This window comes from Leucobacter sp. USHLN154, from assembly GCF_037145595.1.
GTDB classification, from domain to species: domain Bacteria; phylum Actinomycetota; class Actinomycetes; order Actinomycetales; family Microbacteriaceae; genus Leucobacter; species Leucobacter alluvii.
The window spans coordinates 21,527-42,622 of record NZ_JBBCXF010000001.1; the positions used below are offsets into that span (position 1 = coordinate 21,527).

Below are 21,096 nucleotides of genomic sequence, written 5' to 3' on the forward strand. Positions count from 1 at the left end.
CGGCGCCGTGCGGGTGCGATCCCACGGGATGCAGAGGATCGCCCGCCCGCGCCGCAGCGCGGTGCCGGTCCGGCGAGTCGCAGCCCTCGAGCCACGACGCGCCCGGGAGCACCCCGCTCGGTTCGACAGCGCCAGGCGGATCGCGTAGAGTGTTTCTCGGTAGTTGACTTCTGCCAAAATTTCCTATGCCGCCAGGGCTGGGAGATTGGGTTGAACACACCATAGGGCAGTGGCGCAATTGGTAGCGCAGCGGTCTCCAAAACCGCAGGTTGCAGGTTCGAGTCCTGTCTGCCCTGCCAAACCCGTTCGGCGCGAAAGCGCCGAACGGGGGCAACGGAAAGGACATGCGAGTGAGCAGCACCGAAGTTGAGGAGAGCGGCGGCCTCGTCGAGCGCGCCAAAGCCGATCGCGCCGCGAAGCGCAACTGGTTCAGCCGCATCATTCTGTTCATTCAGCAGGTCATCGCCGAGCTGAAGAAGGTCGTCACCCCGACCCGCAAAGAACTCATCAACTTCACCCTCGTCGTGATCGCGTTCGTGCTGATCATGATGGCGTTGGTGTGGGTACTCGACCAGGCGTTCGGATTCGTGACGGTCTTCCTATTCGGAACGACGCTCGGCTGATCAGCCGACGAACGAACCGACCGTAGAGCAAGGAAAGCAAGTAGAGATGACGAGCGAGAACAACACCCCCGAGGCAGACCTCGACGCGGCACTCGACGCACTGGTGCAGTCGACGGACCCCGATGTGGACGCTGCCGTGGAGGACGCGCTCGACATCGATAGCGCTGAAGAGGCCGAGGCGGCCGCCAGCGCGATCGTCGACGAGGAGTCGGAAGAAGAGACCGATGAAGACGGCGAGACCGCCGTCGATCCCTACAAGGCCTTCAAGAAGGATCTGCGCCGCCGCCCCGGGAAGTGGTTCGTGATCCACACCTACGCCGGCTACGAGCGCAAGGTGAAGTCGAACCTCTGGAACCGTCGCGAGACGATGGGCGCGGTCGACGACATCTTCGAGATCCAGGTCCCCATGGAAGAGGTCATGGAGGTCAAGAACGGCCAGCGCAAGATGGTGACGCGCGTGCGCATCCCGGGCTACGTGCTCGTTCGCATGCATCTCAACGAGACCACGTGGTCCGTCGTGCGCCACACCCCCGGGGTCACGGGCTTCGTCGGCAACGCTCACAACCCCGTCCCGCTGCGCATCAACGAAGCGTTCGAGATGCTCAAGAGCACCGTCGAGCTCGAGCCCGCCGCGACGGCGAAGGGCAAGGCAGCCGCGAACGCGGCAGCTCAGGGCAACGTCGAGATCGACTTCGAGGTCGGCGAGACCATCACGATCAAGTCGGGCTCCTTCGAGGGGCTGCCCGGCACGATCAGTGAGATCAACCCCGCTGCTGGGAAGCTCACGGTGCTCGTCTCGCTCTTCGAGCGCGAGACCCCGGTCGAGCTGAGCTTCGATCAGGTCACCAAGATGGTCTAACCCCCACACTGCAGGAAAGCCCCGCTTCGGCGGGGCTTTTTGCATGTTGCCTCGTTACGGTGAGCACATGCACACGGGCGGAGCTGAAACACGGGCAGGCGGCGCTGTGCTCGGAATCGCAGCGGCGCTCGCCGTGCTCGGCGTCGCAGAACTCGTCGCCGCGTTCGTGAATCCCCGCTCGTCACCCGTGTTCGCCGTCGGGTCGCTCGCGATCGACCTCGCGCCGAGCTGGGTGAAAGACACCATGATCTCCCTCTTCGGCACCGCCGACAAGGTGGCGCTGTTCGTCATCCTCGGCGTCGTGCTGCTGGTGCTCGCCATCGTCGCAGGTGCGGTGGAGGTGGCCTGGCGCGGGTTCGGCATGGTGGTCCTGATCGGGGTCTCCGCCGTCGCGCTGCTGGCGATTCTGACGCGCGCCGAGGCCACGCCGCTGTGGGCGCTGCCGACGGGGCTCGGGACGATCGCAGGACTCTGGGTGCTGCATCGCGGCCGACCGAAGGCTGTCGCGTGGCGCGCCGCAGTCGTCACCCGGAACTCCGAATCGGCGCCCGCTGCACTGCGAGACGAGCCGGAGCCGCAGCGGTCGGCCGGAGTCGTGCACCCGAAGCAGCGCAGTGCGAAGTTCGAGAGGCGCAGCTTCCTGGTCTTCGTCGGCGCGACCTCGGCGGCCGCCCTGATCGTCGGCGTCGGTGCTCGGGTGAAGAACGCCGGCAGCGCCGCATATCTGGCGGCGCGATCGGCGATCAGGCTTCCGGCCCCGGCAACGGCGGCCCCGGCGGTCCCGGCGGGCGCGCAACTCGACGTACCGGGGATCAGCCCGCTGATCACTCCGAATGCGGATTTCTATCGCATCGATATCGCGCTGCAGGTGCCGAGGATCGACCCCTCCGCCTGGAGGCTCGAGATCAGCGGCCTCGTCGACACCCCGATGACCATCACCTACGACGAGCTTCTCGCGCTCCCGCTCGAGGAGCACATCACCACGATCGCGTGCGTGTCGAACACCGTCGGCGGCGACCTCATCGGCACGGCGACGTGGCTCGGGTATCCGATTCGCGAGCTCCTCGAACGCGCGGGGGTCTCGCGCGACGCCGATATGGTGCTGTCTTCCGGGCCGGACGGCTTCACGGCCGGCACGCCCCTCGAGACGCTCACCGACCCCGACCGCAATGCGCTTCTCGCGGTCGGGATGAACGGCGAGCCGCTGCCGGCCGAGCACGGGTTCCCCGCGCGCCTGATCGTTCCCGGCCTGTACGGATACGTCTCCGCGACGAAATGGGTCACGCGTCTAGAGGTGACGCGGTTCGCCGACGCGGAAGGGTACTGGACCCCGCGCGGCTGGTCGGAACTGGGGCCGATCAAGACGGCGTCGCGCATCGACACCCCGCGCTCCGGCGCGAACGCATCGGGCGACACCATCGCGATCGCGGGAGTGGCATGGGCGCAGCACACGGGTATCGACCGGGTCGAAGTGCAGGTCGACGGCGGCGAGTGGCAGCAGACGACGCTGGCCTCAGCGATCTCGGACGACACGTGGGTGCAGTGGACGCTCGCCTGGCCGTCGAGCCCGGGGCGGCATACGGCGCGCGTGCGGGCGACCGACAGATCGGGCTACACGCAGACCGCGGCAACGGCGCCGCCCGCACCGAACGGTGCGACGGGTTGGGACTCGGTCGAGTTCAGCGTGTGACCCGGGTGTCGGATGCACCCAACCGTCCCGGCCCCCAGGTGCGCGATCCTGTTTCATCGGGTAGACTTGACTGGTTTGCGTCTGTGAACGCCCCTGGCGTGCGTCGACGCGGACGAGTACCGCATCCGGAACGGCCGGACTCGCGGGAGAGCTCGCACCACCGTGCGAGTTCGATGGAAAGGAAACAATCATGGCTAAGGTCAAGAAGGTTACCGGTCTGATCAAGCTTCAGATCCCGGCCGGTGCAGCCAACCCCGCACCTCCCGTGGGTCCGGCGCTCGGTCAGCACGGTGTCAACATCATGGAATTCTGCAAGGCGTACAACGCTGCAACGGAATCCCAGCGCGGCAACATCGTTCCGGTGGAGATCACCGTGTACGAGGACCGTTCGTTCACGTTCGTGCTCAAGACCCCGCCGGCAGCCGAGCTGCTGAAGAAGGCGGCAGGCGTGCAGAAGGGCTCTGGCACTCCGCACACCGTCAAGGTCGCGAAGGTCACCGCAGAGCAGGTTCGCCAGATCGCCGAGCAGAAGCAGGCCGATCTCAACGCGAACGACATCGACGCTGCGGCGAAGATCATTGCGGGCACCGCTCGCTCCATGGGCATCACGGTCGAGTAAGGGGCATCGGACATGGCACAGAAGTCGAAGGCGTACCGCGCCGCTGCCGAGAAGATTCAGGCAGACAAGTTCTACACTCCCGCTGAGGCAGTCGCCCTGGCGAAGGAGACCGGTTCCACCAAGACCGACACGACCGTCGAGGTCGCCGTCAAGCTCGGTGTGGATCCCCGCAAGGCGGACCAGATGGTTCGCGGCACCGTGAGCCTGCCCCACGGCACCGGCAAGACCGCGCGCGTCATCGTGTTCGCGGTGGGCGCTGCTGCTGAGGCAGCAATCGCTGCCGGCGCCGATGAGGTCGGCGGCGACGAGCTGATCGAGAAGGTGGCCGCAGGCTACACCGACTTCGATTCGGCTGTCTCGACCCCCGAGCTCATGGGCAAGGTCGGTCGTCTGGGTAAGGTGCTCGGCCCCCGCGGCCTCATGCCCAACCCGAAGACCGGCACCGTGACCCCGGACGCAGCCAAGGCTGTGACCGAGATCAAGGGCGGTAAGATCGAATTCCGCGTCGACAAGCACTCCAACGTGCACTTCATCGTCGGCAAGGCATCGTTCACGGCCGAGCAGCTCGCTGACAACATCAACTCGGTGCTCGACGAGATCTCGCGTCTGAAGCCATCGTCGGCAAAGGGCAAGTACGTGCAGAAGGGCGCCGTTTCGACGACCTTCGGCCCGGGCATCCCGCTCGACGTCTCGGGTCTGTAAGCAGAACCGTTCACGTCAGCCCCCGGCCGCTCAGCGGTCGGGGGCTGACGTGTCTCCGCCGCTGTGGATACGGTCCTCCGTGCGCTTCGCCTCGATTAGGATATTCACGTGACACACTGCTCCCCAGCCGCTGCAGCGCACCGACGCGCGCCAATGCAGTGCAGGCCGATTGCCGCAGGGGCGGCTCGTGCCTGAGCGCGCCCCAGTCGGCGCGCCCTCGATCCCGGGGTTCAGCTATGTGCGTCCGCTGGGGTCGGGCGGCTTCGCGCAGGTGTTCCTGTACGAACAGGACATGCCGCGCCGCCTCGTGGCGGTGAAGGTGCTGAACGGCGCCGCGAAGGGATCGGCAGCCGTCGAAGAACTGCGGGAGGTCTTCGAGAGCGAGGCCGACGTCATGGCACGCCTGAGCAGCCACCCTTCGGTGGTCTCGATCTACCAGGCGAGCATTTCGCTCGAGGGGCACCCGTATCTCGCCATGGAGTTCTGCCCCGCTTCGATGGGGGCGCTCACCAAAGGGCAGCCGGCGCGACTCCGCGACGTGCTGGACGCGGGTGTGCGCATCGCCGGGGCGCTCGAGACGGCGCATCGAGCCGGTGTGCTGCACCGCGACATCAAGCCCTCGAACGTGCTGCTCACGACGCTCGGCCGCCCGGCGCTCTCCGATTTCGGCATCGCCCAGGTACTGGGCAGGCGCGAACTCGACGGGGAGATGGCGATGTCGATCCCCTGGTCGGCCCCCGAGGTGGTCGGATTGCAGAGCACCGGCAGCGTCGCGACCGAGGTGTGGTCGCTCGGTGCGACCCTCTACTCGTTCGCCGCGGGCCGGTCGCCGTTCGAGCTCGCGGATCGCTCGCAGAACTCCCGTTCGAAGCTCACCGAGCGCATTTCGAAGGCGCTGTACCAGGCGATTCCCGGTGCGCAGGGTTACGAGCGCTTCGACGAACTCATCGCGAAGGCGCTGCGGAAGAACCCGCACGAGCGATACGCCTCGATGGCGGAGTTCGGTGAGGCACTGCAGCAGCTGCAGCGCACGTTCGGCTACGACGTGACGCCACTTGAGATCGTCGCGGAGGCCTGGCTGCCGCGCGCCGAAGCGGTGCCGGCCGGCACTCGCGGCCCCGTCGTGAGCACCGTCGGCCGCGTGACGCGCGCCGAGGCGCGCGCTGAGATGCTCGCGCAGCGTCGAGGCACGGACGACGACGGGCTGATCCTCGATCGACCGGCATCGCCCTGGCGCGCCGGGCTCATCGGAGCCGGAGTGGCCCTCGCCGTCGTCGCCGGCGCCGGGAGTGTCATCTGGGCGATGAGCGGCGGTGCCGGGTGAGTGCGGCGCCGAGCGAGGGGCGCGAGAGGTTTCGGCGGCTGCAGTGGTGGATCGCCGGCGTCGTCTCGTGCGCGCTCATCGCCACGGTTGCGGTGATCGCGAACGGGTACGACGCCCGTGAGACCCCTCGCGCAGAGCCTGGCGTGTGGGTGGCTCGCGAGGCCGGGCAGTATGCGCGCGTCAACACCGACACGGGTGAGATCGACGTCGTACGCAAAGTGGCCGACCCGAGCGGCGTGCTGCAGTCGGGGGCGAGTGCCGCCGTGCTGTCGCACGGCAACGGTCGCGCGTGGCCGCTCGACGCAGGAGACCCCGTAGACCTCGGGGACCGCGCCGGAGCAGGCCAGGATGCCGCGACCGATGATGCCGAAGCGGCCGGCGCTGACGATGACGGGGCGACTGCCTCTCGGGTCTCCGACAGCGAAGCCGCCGACCCGGAAGACGCGGCATCGGAGGGTGCGGCAGCGGCGGTGCGCCTGCCCGACGGCACGCGGGAAGTGGTGAGCGCCGGGCGGTTCGTCGCGGTGCGCACCGAATCGGGCGCCGTCTACGCCGGTGAGCTCATCGCCGACCCGTCGATGACCGCGCTCGGCGGGCCGGGCGGCTCCGCCGCCGACCTCTCCGGTGATGACCGCGCACTCGCCGATCTCGAGTCCCGCTTGACGTCGCTCGAACGCGTTGATCCTCTCGTGAACGAGGGAGCAGACGATGCGGGCGGCGATGCGGAGGCGGACACCGAAGCGGAGAGCGTCGACGGCGGCTCGTCGTACCGCGCCGCCGCGATCGCCGTGACCGACTCGGGCCGAATGGCGCTCTTCTCGAGCGACGAGGACGCCGTGCGGGAGTACGAGGTCTCGCGTCGGGAGTTCGTCGGCGGTGCAGCCGAAGTGCCTGCTGCAGCCGGTGACGCCCCTGCGCCCCAACTCGCCCTGGTGAGCGGGGACTGGGTGCTGCTCGACCCTGAGAACGGTGAACTGTGGCGCGAGGGCGCCCCGGCGGTGACCCTCGAGCTCGATGGCTCGGCGAGGTTGCAAGCCAGCGGTGGTGATGGCACCCGGGAGGGTCGCACGGTGCTGATCGCCGACACCAGCGGCCTCACCGCGGTGGACACCGAGGGGGCCGCGGAGCGAGTCGTCGAGACCACTGGTACGCCGGCGCAGCCCGTGTACATCGGGCAGACCGCCTATGCGGCGTGGATCGGGCAGAACTCGGGAGCGCTCTGGACCACCGACGAGGGGGAGAAGCCGCTCGTGCTCGACGATTCGGCGCGGGAATCGGGCGACCTGCTGCCGGTGATCCGCTCGAACGGTGAACGCGGCGTGCTCAACGAGATGCGCACCGGCATGCTGTGGACGCTGCCAGGAGGTGCGCTGATCCCGCTCTCGCAGTGGACCATCTCAGACCCGCCGAAAGAGGATCGCGGCACGGTCGTCGTGGAAGACGTGACCGAGCAGGTGCCCCCGACCGCTGTGGACGACGCATTCGGAGTGCGCGCGGGGGAGCCGGCCCCGCTCCCGGTGCTGCTGAACGACTTCGACGCGAACAAGCGCGATGTGCTCACGATCGTGCCGGAATCGATCGGCGAGCAGGGTCTTCCCGAGTCGTTCGGTGCGCTGCAGCTCATGCCGGACGGGCAGTCACTCACCGTGCAGCCAGCCGCCGACGCGAGCGGCAGTGCGACCTTCACCTATCGGGTGACTGACGGCGGGCTCGTGTCTGAGCCGGCGACCGTCACCCTCACCGTCGCAGACGAAGACGTCAACACGGCGCCCGCATGGTGCCCGGTGGAAGGCTGCCAGCGCGAATGGCGCGTGCCGTCGCTGGCTCCGGGCGGCACCCTCGTATACCCCGTTCTGGAGGGGTGGGTCGACCCAGAAGGCGATGTCATGACGCTGGCTGCGGCCGAGGCTGTGCGGTCGGAGGATCCCGTGCGCGCGATCGTCACCGCCGACGGGCGTCTCGGCATTCGGCACACGGATCCGAATGCCGGCGCCTCCGACGTCGCCCTGCGCGTCACCGTGCGCGACGGCCGTGGTGAAGAAGCGCAGCGGGAACTGACCCTCGCCGTCGACCCGAGTGCGACACCCGAGTTCACGGCGACGGCGACGACCATTCAGGTGGGCCGGACCGCGACCGTGCGACCGCTCGACCGAGTTGCCGGCGGGTCGGGTTCGTTCGCGCTGCTCGACGCCACCGACCCGAGCGGCACCGTCCAGGTCGCGCCGCAGCCGACCAGCGGCGCGGTCGAGATCAAGGCGGCCGCAGCGGGTACCGCGGCCGTCACCGTGACCGTGCGCGACACCGTTACCGGCGGCGAGGTCACCGGGCAGCTGCGCGTCACCGCCACTCCCGCCGGACCACCACTCGCGCTGCCGGCACTGCGCGCGTTCGTGCGACCGCTCACCGACGCGACGGTGGAGATACTCGATGCGATCCCGGGTGCCGCCTCTCGGTCGCTCTCGGTGGCCGGCGCCGACATCGCCGACGGCGACCTGCAGGCCGACATCATCGATCATGCGCAGGTGCGCGTCGCGGGCAGCACCGCGGATGGCGGTGCCGGCCGGATCGGTTCCGTCGATGTCACCGTCGCCGAGGGAGAGGCGCGGGCGGAGGGCAAGCTCACGGTGTTCCAGGTTCCGGATACGGGCGCCACCGGTGCGATCGCGGTGGCAGACTCCGCGACCGTCCGCGCCGGTTCGGTCGTCGACATCCGTGTGCTCGACAACGACGTGGCGGCCCCCGGAGAGCGCCTGCTGCTCGACCCCGAGATCGTCGGGTCTGGAACGAAGGGTGAGCTCGCGTTCGCTTCGGGCAACGTGCTGCGATATCTCGCACCGAAGCAGCCGGGCACCTATCGACTGAGCTACACCGCGTACGGGGCGAGCGATCCGGCTGCAGGAGACGTGGGCTCTGTGATCGTGACAGTGCTGCCCGACGGCTCGAACCGCGATCCCGAGCCCGCCGCGGTGAAGGCGCGCGTCAGCCCTGGCTCGACGACGCAGGTGCGCGTGCCGCTCTCCGGGGTCGACCCGGACGGAGACCGAGTGCGTCTCGTCGCGGTCGACACCGACGCCGAGGCCGCCGTATCGGCGACCGTCAACTCGGCGGGCAACGGATTCGACATCGCGGCGCTCGCGAGTGCGACCGCAGGCTCCGTGCAGCTCTCGTACACCGTCCGTGATGCGCAGGGAGGATCGGGCACCGGCGCGCTCACGGTGATCATCGTGCCGTCCGCGGAATCCAGCGCGATCGTCGCGTCGACCGACTACCTCCGGTTGACACCGAAGAGCGACCCAGCGGTGGTGCGACCGCTCGACAATGACATCGATCCGTCCGGCGGCAAGCTCACGATCGAGACGGTCGTGCCCAATGTCGCAGGCGGTGCGAACAGCAGCGAAGCGAAGCAGCTGGCAAAACGACTCGACCTCTCGAAGCTCTCGGAGGGGCGCGTATCCGTGCAGCCCGGCGACGATCTGGGCGCCGTCTCCTACCGGTACACGATTCGCTCGGAGACCACGAAGAGCACCGCCGACGGTCTCATCGTCGTGCACACGTCCGAACGCGTGGGAGCGCAGGCGCCGACCATCAGCGACACGGTGCTGAACGTGCGCGATCGCGCGGAGCTCGCGGCCGGCGGCGTCGACGTCATCACCGACAAGGTGCGCTGGGCGACCGGCGACGTGTCCACCCTGCGGATGTCGCTGTGGGCTGGCTCTGGTGAGGGCTACCAGGTCTCGGGTTCGAAGATCTCGGGCGAGTACCGGGCGAGCGGTGACACGGTGGTCTTCAAACTGTCGGGTACCGACGCGACCGGCCAGGACGTCGCATCGTACGGGCTCCTCATCATGCCTCCGCTCGACGAGCTGCGGCTCACGCTCAAGCCCGATCTGCAGCCCATCAAAGTCGATGAGAACGAGCAACGGGAGGCCGCCGTCGGCGACCTCGTCGACATCGGATCCGGCGATCGCGTCGAGCTGCGCCGCGAGCCGTTCGCTGTAGGGCGTGCGCAGGCCACCTGCGACGCGGTATCGAGCGACCGCCTGCGATACTCGGCCGGTCGCGAAGCTCCGTGGAATGACACGTGCCTCATGCAGGCGCGACTCGTCGGACAGAAAGCGTGGACGACGCTGCCCGTACCCGTCGTCGTCGTGCCCGACGAACCGTCGGTGCAGGCAGCGCCGCTGACGCGCACCATCGACCCCGGCGCGAACGCGAAGATCGAACTGGCCGACATGATCACGTGGCAGGGCGGCCGCGAAGGCGACGTGTCGAAGCTGAAATTCGACGTGTCGGGCGGCAGCTCCTTGTTCACGGTGTCGCAGAGCGGGGCATCGCTCGCGGTCGAGGCCCGTGCCGACGCGGTCCCCGGGAGTCAGGAGTCGCTCTCGGTGTCCGTGAGCGGCGCCGGAGAATCGCGCGCCCCGTTGACGCTGCGCGTCGGTCAGGCGCCGCGCGATCTGCCGAGGGGCGCGACCGTCGCGCTGCAGTGCACCGTCGGGAGCGACTGCCGCGCCGAGCTCGTCGGCGTCTCCGGGGAGCACGACCCCTTCGCGGGCAAGAGCGGCGGCGGGCTCAAACTGGCCGCAGTGAGCGGTGCCGGGTGCTCGTACGGCAGTTTCACGCGCGTCGGCGACTCCGGCGTCTCGGTGTCGTGGCCGGGAGGCCCCGAGATCGGCGGCACGTGCCGCGTCGGCTTCACCGTGGTGGACGCCCAGGGGCGCACCGGCGAAGGCGTCATCGAGTTCGACGCGCAGGGCATCCCGAGCCGGCCCAGCATGCAGCAGACCGGGTACACGGCCGATAGCGCCAGCTTCACGGTGACGCTCGGCGGCAGAGCGGCGCACCCCGACGTGTCGGGCGTCACCCTCTCGGGCGGTGGCTCGACGAGCTGCAACGCGGTCGGCGGCTCCTCATTCCAGTGCGTCGCCACCGGGCTCGCCAACGGCGAGAAGCACGAGTTCACCGCCGTCGCAGTGAACGGCGTCGGCTCGTCCGCAGCATCCACCTCGGTGACCGCGTGGGCGTACGCAGCCCCTGCCGCCCCGAAGGTCACGGTCGAGTCGATCAAGAACCCGGGGAACCAGGATCAGTCGACCGGTGGAGTGCGACTCTCGGTTTCGGGCTCGAACGACACCAGGCAGTTCGCCGTTTCATACCGGGGCGTCGACGGCGGCACGATCGACGGCTCGCAGGGGAGCCGGGACTACCCCGGGCTCTCGGTCGGACCGATCTCGTTCACGGTCACCCCGACGACCAAGTTCGACGTTCCCGAGATCGGCGGCGGATCGAACACGGGCGCCGCGGCGCAGGGCGACGGGTTCGTCATCGGTGCTCCGCGCTTGAACAGCGCCACTCTCACGAGCACCGGCGACACGTCCGCCGCCGTCGGCGTCGATGCGGCCGGTGCGCACACCGGAGAAGCCGTCACCACGAAATATGCGATCGCACGGGCGTCGCAGAGCATCGGCAGCTGCACGGACGGCGGCCAGAACTCCCCGAACTTCACGGGATTGCAGAAATATCGCTGGTACCACGCGAGAGTGTGCATGCAGAGCGAATACGGAGTGAGCGTCGCGGAGACAGGCCGAACGATCATCGGTCGCGAATTGGACGCCCCCACGGTGCGATTCACCATCGCTCAGGACCCGGTGGTGAGCGGTACAACGGCGACGTACGATTTCGTGAAGAACGGAGATGAGATCGCGCTCGAGATCACGAAAGCTGATGGAGCCGAACTGCGCTTCAGCAACACGGGTGATGCGGGGTTCGTCTTCGAACCCGGGATGACCGTGATGCAGTGCGCCGGTGACCCGAATGACGGCGGCAGCTGCTCGTCGAGCTCCGCAGTTCAGTGGCGGAATGCGCCGAACCCGATCACTGTTGAGCTCAAGCCGGACCCGGGCGTCTGCTACGACGCGTCGAATCCGCCGAACGAATCAGAGCTGCGCGAGATGTTCACCTTCACCGGTGCAGATCCGCAGTACGCCCGGCCGCAGGCGGGCACCGCGGCGGGCACGAATATGCCTGTCGCAATCTCCTGGGGCGGCTGGGGCAATCCGTACCAGCTCAACGCCGCGACCATCAACGTCCCAATATGCGCAGCGCCAACACCGCCGGACCCGGGCGGCGATCCCGACCCGGAGACTCCGCCGCAGACCCCGTAGTTCTCGTCCGCACGCACCACGTTTCGACCCGCCCCGCCGAAGGAGCCGCATGACCTCCCAGCCGCAGACCTCAACCCACGCCATCACGCCCGATCAGGCGCAGTGGGTCGCGCAGCTGTTCGCCACCACGGCCGACGCGATGGAACAGGCGATTCATGGCAAGCGCCGGGTGGTCGAGCTCGTGATCGCCTGCGCGCTCGCCGGCGGCCACGTGCTGCTCGAAGACGTGCCCGGGACGGGAAAGACGGCGCTCGCACGAGCGCTCGGTCAAGTGATCCAGGGCACCACCTCACGGGTGCAGTTCACCCCCGACCTGCTGCCCGGCGACATCACCGGCATCACCGTGTTCGACCAGCGTGTGGGCGCCTTCGAGTTCCATCCCGGCCCGATCTTCGCGAACGTCGTGCTCGCGGATGAGATCAACCGGGCGAGCCCGAAGACGCAGTCGGCGCTGCTCGAGGTGATGGAGGAGGGGCGCGTCACCGTCGACGGCACCAGTCACGACGTCGGCAGTCCCTTCCTGGTGATCGCCACGCAGAACCCGGTCGAGCAGGCCGGCACGTATCGGCTGCCGGAGGCGCAGCTCGACCGCTTCATGGTGAAGACCTCGATCGGCTACCCCGATCAGGCCGCGATGACGCGCATCCTGCAGGGTGATCGCCTGCAGCAGCACCCGCTTGCGCCGGTGGTGAGCACTGGTATGGTCACCCAGGCGCAGGAACTCATCAGTCGCGTGCACGTCAGCCCGCTCGTCGCCGACTACGCGGTGCGTCTGGTCGAGGCGACGCGGCGAGCGAGCGAGGTACGTCTCGGCGCGAGTGTGCGCGGCGCGCTAGCGCTCGTGCGCCTCGCCTCCGCGTGGGCGGCGGCGAGCGGGCGGCACTACGTCACGCCCGATGATGTGCGCGATCTCGCGATGCCGGTGCTGACTCATCGCCTCGTGCTCGAGCCGGAGGCCGAATTCGACGGGGTCACCGCGGCCCAGATTCTCGGTCAGATCATGCTCGATATCGCAGCGCCCCAGGAGAACGGCACCGCGTGAGCCTCGACACCTCGCGCGCCCCGGTTTCGAACACCGGGACGGGAACGCGTGGCGGCACCGCCACGCGGTTCGGCGACACCGTGCAGGGCACCGGCCGCGGTGTCACGCGTCGGCGTCGCGCGGCCCGGCGCTGGTGGCGTCGCAATCGCCGTCGTCTGCGCCGTCAGTGGCGCCGCGTCCGTGAGACGGTGACGCCGACGGGCTATTTCGTGCTCGGGGTCGCGGTGCTCTCGGCGGTGCTCGGCGCGACGCTCGGCTGGGTCGAGGCCTGGTTCGTCGCGATCGGTTTCGGCGTGCTGCTGCTGGTCGGCCTGCCGTTTCTCCTCGGTTCGCGGGCCTACCTGATCCGCATCACCGTCGATCGGCTGAGAGTGGTCGTGGGCGGCGAGGTCGCGCTTCGCGTGGAGGTCGAGAACGCCGGTGCGCGCCCTGCGCTGCCGGCCACGGCTGAACTGCCCGTCGGAGAAGCGCTCCGCGAGATTCCGATCCCATTCATCGGGCCGCACGCCACCGCAGCGGTGCCGGTGGGAATCCCTGCGGTCTCCCGAGGCGTCATCGAAGTCGGTCCGCTGACCCTGGCGCGCCGTGATCCGCTCGGGCTCGTGCGCCGTGAAATCACTTGGCGCGACCGCCATCTCGTCCACGTGCACCCGCGCACGGCTCGACTGCCGCAGGGGTCGGCGGGGCTCGTGCGGGATCTCGACGGCGCGGCCAGTCGTCGTCTCACCGATTCCGATCTCTCGTTCCATGCCGTGCGCGAGTACGTGCGCGGCGACGCGATGCGACACGTCCACTGGAAGTCGACGGCGAAGACCGGAACGCTCATGGTGCGCCAGTACGAGGAGTCGCAGACGGCGCGCGCAGCCATTCTCTTCGACGCGTCGCGCGAGGAGTACGCCAGTGATGAGGAGTTCGAACTCGGCGTGAGCATCGCAGCGTCCCTCGGGCTTCAGGCCGTGCGCGAGGGGCGGGAGCGCTTCATCGCATCGCAGTGGGCCCCGGGACGTGTCCGTCCGAGCATCGACGGTCTCGAAGAACTGCCGTCGAGCACCCCGGCGCAGCTGCTCGACGCGTGGGCCGAACTCGAACCCGCCGTCGACGCTCTCCCGATCGAACGGCTCACACGGAGCCTCGCAGAGTCGCGGCGCCCGCTCTCCATCGTCGCGGTCGTCACGGGTTCGGTGCCGGATCCGGCGCGCCTGCGCCGCGCCGCCGCAGCGTTCACCGAGGACGTGCGCGTGCTCGTGGTGCGGGCAGAGGTGCTCGCCGATCCTGCTGCACGATTGATCGACAACTGCACCATGTTCACGGTCGGTGCGATCGGCGATCTCCCGCAGCTGATGGTGCGAGGGGGCCTGTCGTGAGCGACATCCCATCCGAGGCAGGGCCGCGTCGAGCCGCTCGCGGGGCCGCCTCCGCGCGCCTCCGCTCCCCGAAGCCGAAGCGCGAGCCGCGCGCTCGCCGCCCGGCTCGGGGTCGCCGCACGCGCACGAGCCCTGCCCTCGTGGCGGGTGCGGCGGTGCTCAGCGCCGTCGCCGTCATCGCAGGCGCACTCTCGGTCATGCCGATCTATCGCACTCCGTGGGTGTGGCTCGTCGGCGGTGTGGCTTGGGCATCGGCTTTCGGCATCGTCTGGCTCGGTCGCCGCCTGCGATGGGGAGTCGGCACCGTCGCAGCCCTCATCGGCGCCTTCGTCGTCGGAGTGGTACCGCTCGCCGTTCCGAGCGCACTCGGCACCGGCCCGCTCGGGCTCCTCAGCGGACTCGTCGATGGTCTGGCGACCGTGACGCTCGGGTGGAAGCAACTGCTCACCCTCACGCTCCCCGTCGGCACCTATCAGGCCGTGATGGTGCCGTGGTTGCTCGTCGCCATGGGAGCGACGGCGATGAGCGCGGCTCTGGCGCTGCGCGGGGGCCGTCTTGCGCCGCTCGCTGCCATCCCGACGCTCCTCCCCGTCGCCTTCGGGGTCACCTTCGGCTCGTCGCAGGTGAGCGCGCCCATCGAGCTCGGCGCGTTGACCGTCACGGCTCCTCGAGAGCTCGCGCTCTGGGCGGTCGTCTGCGTCGCCGGGGCGATCTGGGTGGCGTGGTCTTCGGGGATGGGTCGCCGGCGCGCCCTCCGCCTCGGTCGTTCCGCGCAGCCGGCCGAGGGTGCGGGCGGGGTTCGCCGCAACGCGGCGGTGCGCGCGATCAGCGGAGTGCTCACCGCGCTGGTCGCTCTCGGGATCGGCGCCGCCGTCGCGCCGCTCGCAAACGCCGACCGAAACGTACCACGAGACCGCGTCGATCCCCAGCTCGTGGTTCGCGAGCAGACCAGCCCACTCGCAGGGTATCGCGCCGCGAAACGCGACGAAGCCTTCGCTGCGCCCATGTTCTCGGTGCGAACCGAAGGCGCAGCTCCCGCGAGGCTGCGCATGGCGGTACTCGACGGGTACGACGGCGTCGACTTCTTCGTCGACGCCGGCCCCGACGGGCGCTTCACTCGCTTCCCCAGCGGCGAACCGGTCGACGACCCCGTGACGGTCTCGGTCGAGATCGCAGAGGGATACGACGGCATCTGGTTGCCGGTCGCCCCGCCACTGGCGGCCCCGCTCACGTTCGACGGGCCGCGATCCGGCGCTCTGGGAGACGCCTTCTACGTCAACCGCGCGAGTTGGGCTGCGATCGCCGTTCCCGGCGGTCGCGGCGTGCGCGCCGGCGACGGCTACACCGGCGAGATGAGCGCTGCCGCAGATCGCGAGCCGAGCGGCGACCCCGTGCAAGACGCGCCGTTGATCGATCTCGAACGCACCCCGCAACTCGCGCAGTGGCTCGACGCGCAACAGCTGCCGACGACGATGGACGGACTGCTCGAGGCGATCCAGCGTCTGCGCGACCGCGGCTACTTGAGTCACTCGCTCACCGATGGAGCGGGCGAACGCGAATGGCTCGAGACCGCCGCGACGGAGTACGGCACCAAGTTCGTTCCGAGTGCGGGCGGCCATTCGATCGCGCGCCTCGAATCGCTCTTCCTACAGCTCAACGAGCAGCAGCGCGCCGCCGGTGAGGGTGCCGACGAACGGGCTCTCGTGGCGGGCATCGGCGACGACGAGCAGTTCGCCGCCGCCGCCGGCCTCATCGCTCGGGCGATGGGCTTCGAATCACGGGTGGTGCTCGGCGTCCGCCTCGGCGATGACGACGACGCCGGCGTGCCAGGCGTGCCCGCCTGCGCGGAGGTGTGCACCGGGGAGCACCTCGCGGCGTGGGTCGAAGTGCGGGGCGACGGCGGAGCATGGGCGCCGGTCGATGCCAGCCCGCAGGTCGAGACGCCGCCGAGCACGCTCGAACGCGGCGAGCAACTGCCGGAGTTCCCGTCCGTTCCGGAGGAGCGCGATGCGAGTCAGGCTGATCCGCCCTCTGGCACGAGCGGTGACGCGAACGAGCCGGCGGACTCGACCGACCGGAACGCGTTCGCCGCGCTCTGGCCCGTGCTGCGCGCGGTCGGCTTGTCGCTGCTCGCGCTCGTGCTGCTCGCCCTGCCACTGCTCTTCCTGCCCGTCGCGAAGCGGCTGCGCCGCAAGCGTCGCCGGGCCGCAGCCTCGCCGGAAGAGCGGGCGCTCGGCGCCTGGGACGCGTTGATCGACGGACTCGCCGACATGGGCCGCGTCGCCGCAGAGCCCGGCAGCCGCCGGGACGTGATGGAGCAACTGGGCGTGCCATCGGGCTCGTGGCTCGCGTGGACCGTCGACCGGGCGGTGTATTCTCACGAGGGAATCGAGGGAAGCGACGCCGACCAGCTGTGGACGTTGGTCGATGAAGAACTGGCGGCACGACGAGCGGAACTCGGGATGTGGAAGCGCCTGCGCGCCGAATACTCGCTGCGCTCGCTGCTGCCATCAGCACGTACACGACGCGTCGCGCGCCCGCTGCGACGCGCGAACGCAGGAGGACGATAATGCGAATCGGAAATGCGCCAGAGGTGACCGCTGCCGTGCGCACCGACCCCGGCATGCTGCGGGCCGTGAACGAGGATTCGGCGCTCCTGGAGTTCCCGAGCTACCTCGTCGCGGACGGAATGGGCGGGCACGAGGCCGGAGACCAGGCGAGCCGTGCGGCCGTCGACGCGTTCGCGTCGGTGATCCGCCCCGGCGAGCTGTCGACCGTGCGCGATGTCGGCCTCGCGCTCGAGGCCGCCCGCGAAGCGGTCAGCAGCATCGCCGCTGACCGGGAGCGGGGTGCGGGGTGCACGCTCACCGGGGCGGTACTCGTGCGCCACGAGGGCCGCGCCTGCTGGCTCGTGCTCAATGTCGGCGACTCTCGGGTGTACCTGCACCGCGGCGCCGAGCTGCACCAGGTGACGATCGATCATTCTCTGCGCGACGAGATGATCGCCGGAGGGGCGAGACTCGACGCTCTGCCCGGTCGGAACGTCATCACGCGGGCCCTGGGGTCAGCCGACACCACTGCCGACAGCTGGTTGCTGCCGGTCGAAGACGGATCGCGGCTGCTGATCTGCTCGGACGGGCTCACCACCGAGGTCGACGATCAGCAGCTGCGCGCCGCCCTCACGATGGGCGGGCAGCCCGAGGCCGTGGTCGAGGAGCTCGTGCAACGCGCGAACGAGGCAGGCGGGCGCGACAACATCACGGTGCTCGTCGTCGATGTGCTCTCCGGCGGTTCGGCGTGGCACGTGACCTCCGATCCTGGATCGGAGGTCGACACCGAGAGCGAGGACGATCGCACGCTCACTGCGACCGTGCCGAGGCGCGCGCAGTGAACGAGTCGCGGGAGCCGAGCGACGAGACGGTGGTCACCCCTCGGGTCGAGCCCGTCGAGGCGCCTGACGAGACCATCGTGACGCCTCGTCGCGCCCGGCGGGAGGCGACGGACGAGACAGTTGCCGTGTCGGGCGCGTCGCAGTCCGAACGTCACGACGAGACCATCGTCACGCCGCGGGCGTCGCAGGCAGCAGCGGCGGCGCCCGCGCCCCCCGCAGCACCCCGCGCCCTATCGCGAAACCCGGCGCCGCCCGTCGACGAACCGGCTCCCCTCGAACTCCCGCCCGAGCTCGCGGCCCGCATGTTCAAATCGCCGCTCGACGCCAGGTACCGTGTGCCGGAGGCGCCGAGCCCGGCGCCCGACCATGCGCTGCCCCGCCGAGGGGTCAGCCCCGCGCTGCCGGTGATGACCTCGCAGCGTTCCGGCCGCCGCTCCGCTTCGGGCACCGACACGGACGCGAATTTCGGCCCGGCGCCGGAATCCCGCCCGGCGCCGCCCCCGGCGGATCGCACGGGCGTGCGATCGACGGCCCGCGCGAACCGGCGTTTCGGCATCGGAGCGGTCGTGGGGTTCGGGAGCAGCCTGATCGTGGCGGTCGGCGGGCTCTGGTTGGTCGCCGTACTCGCCTTCGGCTGACCCTCCGACCCGGACCGCCGGGCAACGGCGAGGGTCTCTCAGCGAGACGCGGAGTCGTTGCGCGGGCGGCGGCGCAGGATCGCTCCGAGGCCGAAGAGGGACACGAGCCCGGCGGCGACGACGGCGATCGCAGTGATGAACGCCGCGTTCCCCGGCTCCGCCGGCTCAGGGGCGACGCGCGTACTGCTCGACGAGAAGGCCGCATCACTCGTGTCGGCGAACGGGCTCGTGGGTCCGCGCGTGGTGGAATCCGGGCGCAGGTCGAGTGCGGCAGTGGGGCGGATCACGCCCCACCCCACTTGGTCGTCGCGGGCGTCCGGGTTCGACCGCGCGGCGGTCGCCATGAGTCGATACGCCCATCCCTCGGGGCCTTCATCGGGGTACTCCTCCGCGAGCAACGCGGCCGCGCCCGCCGCGTACGCGGTCGCGAAGCTCGAAGACGGCGCGTCCGGCGCGTAGCGGCAGTCGCCGCCGCCGGTCGATGTGGTGAGCACGTCCTGCCCGGGAGCGGCCACTTCGATGTGCTCGCCGTGAATCGAATCCGAGGTCGGCAGACCGTTCGCGTCGACCGCGGTGACGGAGAGCGCCCCGGGGTACGCCGCCGGGAAGCGCGGGGAGTCTTCGGTGTTCTCGGTCGTGCTCCGGTTGCCTCCGCTGGCGACGACGAGGGAGCCGCTGGCCGCGGCGTTCGCGGTCGCATCGCGAAGCGCAGGGGTGTCGACGTCGTCGCTCAGCGCGACGACGATGACCTGCGCGCCGAGGTCGGTGGCGCTGCGTATCGCCTGGGCCAGACGCTCGGCGTCGGGCCCGAACCCCGCCCGTTCGCTCTCCTCGTCGGTGCCGCGGAAGATGCGCAGCGACACGATCCTCGCATCCGGCGCGAGGCCGACCGCGCCGGAGGTGTCGGCGGGGCGGGCGGCGATGACGCCGGCGAGCGCAGTGCCGTGGCCCTGAGGGTCGCCGAGACCGTCCGGCCGCTCCCCGTCGCTGATGAGCGACGTGCTTCCCGGCGCGAATGCTTCGGCGAGCTGCGGCCGTGACACGTCGACGCCGGAGTCGATGACGGCGACGGTGACGCCCGCTCCGGTCGGCGCGGTCGCCCCGGTGTCCGCGGTGCCCTGGGGAGACCAGCCCATCGCGGCGAACGCGCTCGGGGGACCGGGCAGACGCGCCATCACACCGACGCCGCACTCCTCAGCAGCGGTTGCCCGGACCGGCGCGACGACGTCGGGGGCGGCCATCAGCAGCCCGGAGGCGATGGCGGATGCCAGCGCGAGAGCGCCGACGCGTCGGAGCCCCCCGCGATCCGGAACCGCGCGGCGTCGGCTCATCACTGCGCCTCCGGTGTCGCCCCTGCGGCTTCCGGTGTGAGCGCGGGTCCGGCGGGCAGGAGGAGGATCCAGGGCGCCGGCACGGTGGTGATGTCGCTCGCCGTGTAGCCGAGTCGTGCCGCGCCCGAGGCGGGGTCGCCCGGGACCGCGTAGGCGGTGCCGCCGCCGTCGACGAGGGTGAGCGTGCCCGCCGCTCCGCCCCGCACGAGAGCGCCGCCGTCCTCCGAGACGGTGACGCGCGTGTTGCCGGTCTCGGTCACCGCTTCGTCATCCACGCCACCGCGGTCGTCGATCGCCGATCCGCCCTCCGCGAGTGCGGTGCGCTGCTCGTTCGCATCACCCGCGAGCGTTGCGCAGGGTGCCGTGGCTCCGGTCAGCGGGGTGAGCGTCTGCTGCGGCCAGTCGTCGGCGCCAGCCGCATCGGCCGAGGGCAGGGCCCCGATCTCCGCCGGACTGATCTCGACCTCGTCGCCGAGCGCACCCGCGCCGCCGCCGAGCAGGTAGAGGCGGTAGGCGAGGTCGCTCAGCCGAGAGAGCGATCCATCGGCCGTGAGCAGGTAGCGTTCGGAGTCGCCGCCGCCCGTGGGGCGGATCACCGACCCAGCTGGCAGGTCGACGCCCTCGATGGTGCCGCGTCCGTCGAAGGTCAGCGGCTGCAGATCGGAGCCGCGCGTGAAGAGTGCGAGCCATTCGCCGCGCACCTCGACGGGTGCGGCGGCGTCGAGACCGATGGCTCGGAGCACGGCCGTGCGATCCTGCTCGGCGACGAGATAGCTGGTCCCGCCCGCGACGACGTAGGTCTCGCCGTCGCGCTCGACCACGATGCCGCTGCCGTCGGCCGCCGCTCGCATCTGCTCGTCGCCCACGTGCACGGATGTGGCGCCGGGAGTGGCGCAGGCCGCCCATCCGGTGCCGTCGAGATGGCTCGTCTCCGGCAGCGTGTCGGGGGCGCCGAGAATGCCGACCGTACCGCCGATCGGTATCCCCTCGAGTGCGCCCTGCTTCACCGTGACCACACTGAATTCGCCCTCGGGAATCGCCATGCGGGCGCTCACGGTGTTGATGACGGGGTGGAGCTCTCCCGCGACGCTGATGTATCGGGCGCCCGTGTCGCTCGCGACGATCAGGCGATTGTTCTCCCAGCCGCTCGGCAGCTTGGGCTGCATGAGACCGATGAAGACTCCGGCCAGAATCACCATCGCGGTCAAGGCGATACCGGCGAATACCGCTCGCAGCGGCTTCGCCGGTTCCAGCTCCTTGCCACCGGGAGCACCGCCGATGAAGGCGGACAGGAGCCTGGCCTTGCTGAAGTTCTGCGCCTCGAGCAGGTCCTTTTTCGTCGCCACGGG

At 69.9% G+C, this 21,096-nt stretch carries 14 protein-coding genes and 1 tRNA gene; 13 read left to right on the forward strand and 2 right to left on the reverse strand.

What is annotated here, in order from left to right; genetic code table 11:
• The first annotated feature begins 223 nt into the window (after positions 1 to 223).
• The 13 genes from WFH23_RS00105 (at position 224) to WFH23_RS00165 (ending at position 18,416) form a co-directional block, all read left to right on the forward strand.
• Positions 224 to 299, forward strand: a tRNA-Trp gene (locus tag WFH23_RS00105).
• A gap of 51 nt (positions 300 to 350) precedes the next feature.
• Positions 351 to 623 (forward strand): preprotein translocase subunit SecE, encoded by a 273-nt coding sequence (secE, locus tag WFH23_RS00110; protein ID WP_090147422.1) that lies wholly within the window; start codon positions 351 to 353, stop codon positions 621 to 623.
• Between the two features lie 46 nt (positions 624 to 669).
• On the forward strand, positions 670 to 1,482 hold the full coding sequence (nusG, locus tag WFH23_RS00115) for a transcription termination/antitermination protein NusG (RefSeq protein ID WP_090146651.1): 813 nt from the start codon (positions 670 to 672) through the stop codon (positions 1,480 to 1,482).
• A 67-nt stretch (positions 1,483 to 1,549) separates the two neighbouring features.
• Positions 1,550 to 3,172 (forward strand): molybdopterin-dependent oxidoreductase, encoded by a 1,623-nt coding sequence (locus WFH23_RS00120; RefSeq protein ID WP_336661198.1) that lies wholly within the window; start codon positions 1,550 to 1,552, stop codon positions 3,170 to 3,172.
• 190 nt (positions 3,173 to 3,362) lie between these two features.
• The gene (gene rplK / locus WFH23_RS00125) at positions 3,363 to 3,791 is read left to right on the forward strand and encodes a 50S ribosomal protein L11 (RefSeq protein ID WP_090146655.1); all 429 of its coding nucleotides are present in this window, start codon (positions 3,363 to 3,365) and stop codon (positions 3,789 to 3,791) included.
• A gap of 12 nt (positions 3,792 to 3,803) precedes the next feature.
• Positions 3,804 to 4,493, forward strand: coding sequence for a 50S ribosomal protein L1 (gene rplA / locus WFH23_RS00130; protein WP_090146657.1), 690 nt, complete (start codon positions 3,804 to 3,806; stop codon positions 4,491 to 4,493).
• A gap of 187 nt (positions 4,494 to 4,680) precedes the next feature.
• Positions 4,681 to 5,817 carry a protein kinase domain-containing protein gene (locus WFH23_RS00135; RefSeq protein ID WP_090146660.1) on the forward strand — a complete coding sequence of 379 codons (1,137 nt, stop codon included), beginning with the start codon at positions 4,681 to 4,683 and terminating at the stop codon, positions 5,815 to 5,817.
• Entirely contained in the window at positions 5,814 to 11,981 is a 6,168-nt protein-coding gene (locus WFH23_RS00140) for an Ig-like domain-containing protein (protein ID WP_336661199.1), read from the forward strand. Before WFH23_RS00135 ends, WFH23_RS00140 begins: the two co-directional genes overlap by 4 nt.
• Before the next feature lie 49 nt (positions 11,982 to 12,030).
• A complete protein-coding gene (locus WFH23_RS00145; RefSeq protein WP_090146664.1) occupies positions 12,031 to 13,023 on the forward strand; it encodes an AAA family ATPase in 993 nt (330 codons plus the stop codon).
• The gene (locus tag WFH23_RS00150; RefSeq protein WP_090146666.1) at positions 13,020 to 14,387 is read left to right on the forward strand and encodes a DUF58 domain-containing protein; all 1,368 of its coding nucleotides are present in this window, start codon (positions 13,020 to 13,022) and stop codon (positions 14,385 to 14,387) included. The genes WFH23_RS00145 and WFH23_RS00150 overlap by 4 nt, the downstream gene beginning before the upstream one ends.
• Positions 14,384 to 16,957 (forward strand): transglutaminase domain-containing protein, encoded by a 2,574-nt coding sequence (locus WFH23_RS00155; protein WP_336661200.1) that lies wholly within the window; start codon positions 14,384 to 14,386, stop codon positions 16,955 to 16,957. The genes WFH23_RS00150 and WFH23_RS00155 overlap by 4 nt, the downstream gene beginning before the upstream one ends.
• Positions 16,957 to 17,778 carry a PP2C family protein-serine/threonine phosphatase gene (locus WFH23_RS00160; RefSeq protein WP_200330108.1) on the forward strand — a complete coding sequence of 274 codons (822 nt, stop codon included), beginning with the start codon at positions 16,957 to 16,959 and terminating at the stop codon, positions 17,776 to 17,778. Before WFH23_RS00155 ends, WFH23_RS00160 begins: the two co-directional genes overlap by 1 nt.
• Entirely contained in the window at positions 17,775 to 18,416 is a 642-nt protein-coding gene (locus WFH23_RS00165; RefSeq protein ID WP_200330106.1) for a hypothetical protein, read from the forward strand. Before WFH23_RS00160 ends, WFH23_RS00165 begins: the two co-directional genes overlap by 4 nt.
• 38 nt (positions 18,417 to 18,454) lie before the next feature.
• On the opposite strand, the gene WFH23_RS00170 is transcribed toward WFH23_RS00165, so the two are convergent.
• Positions 18,455 to 19,747, reverse strand: a complete 1,293-nt coding sequence (locus WFH23_RS00170; protein ID WP_336661201.1) for a S8 family serine peptidase — start codon at positions 19,745 to 19,747, stop codon at positions 18,455 to 18,457.
• Positions 19,747 to 21,093, reverse strand: a complete 1,347-nt coding sequence (gene eccB / locus WFH23_RS00175; RefSeq protein WP_336661202.1) for a type VII secretion protein EccB — start codon at positions 21,091 to 21,093, stop codon at positions 19,747 to 19,749. The genes WFH23_RS00170 and eccB overlap by 1 nt, the downstream gene beginning before the upstream one ends.
• Between the last annotated feature and the right edge of the window lie 3 nt (positions 21,094 to 21,096).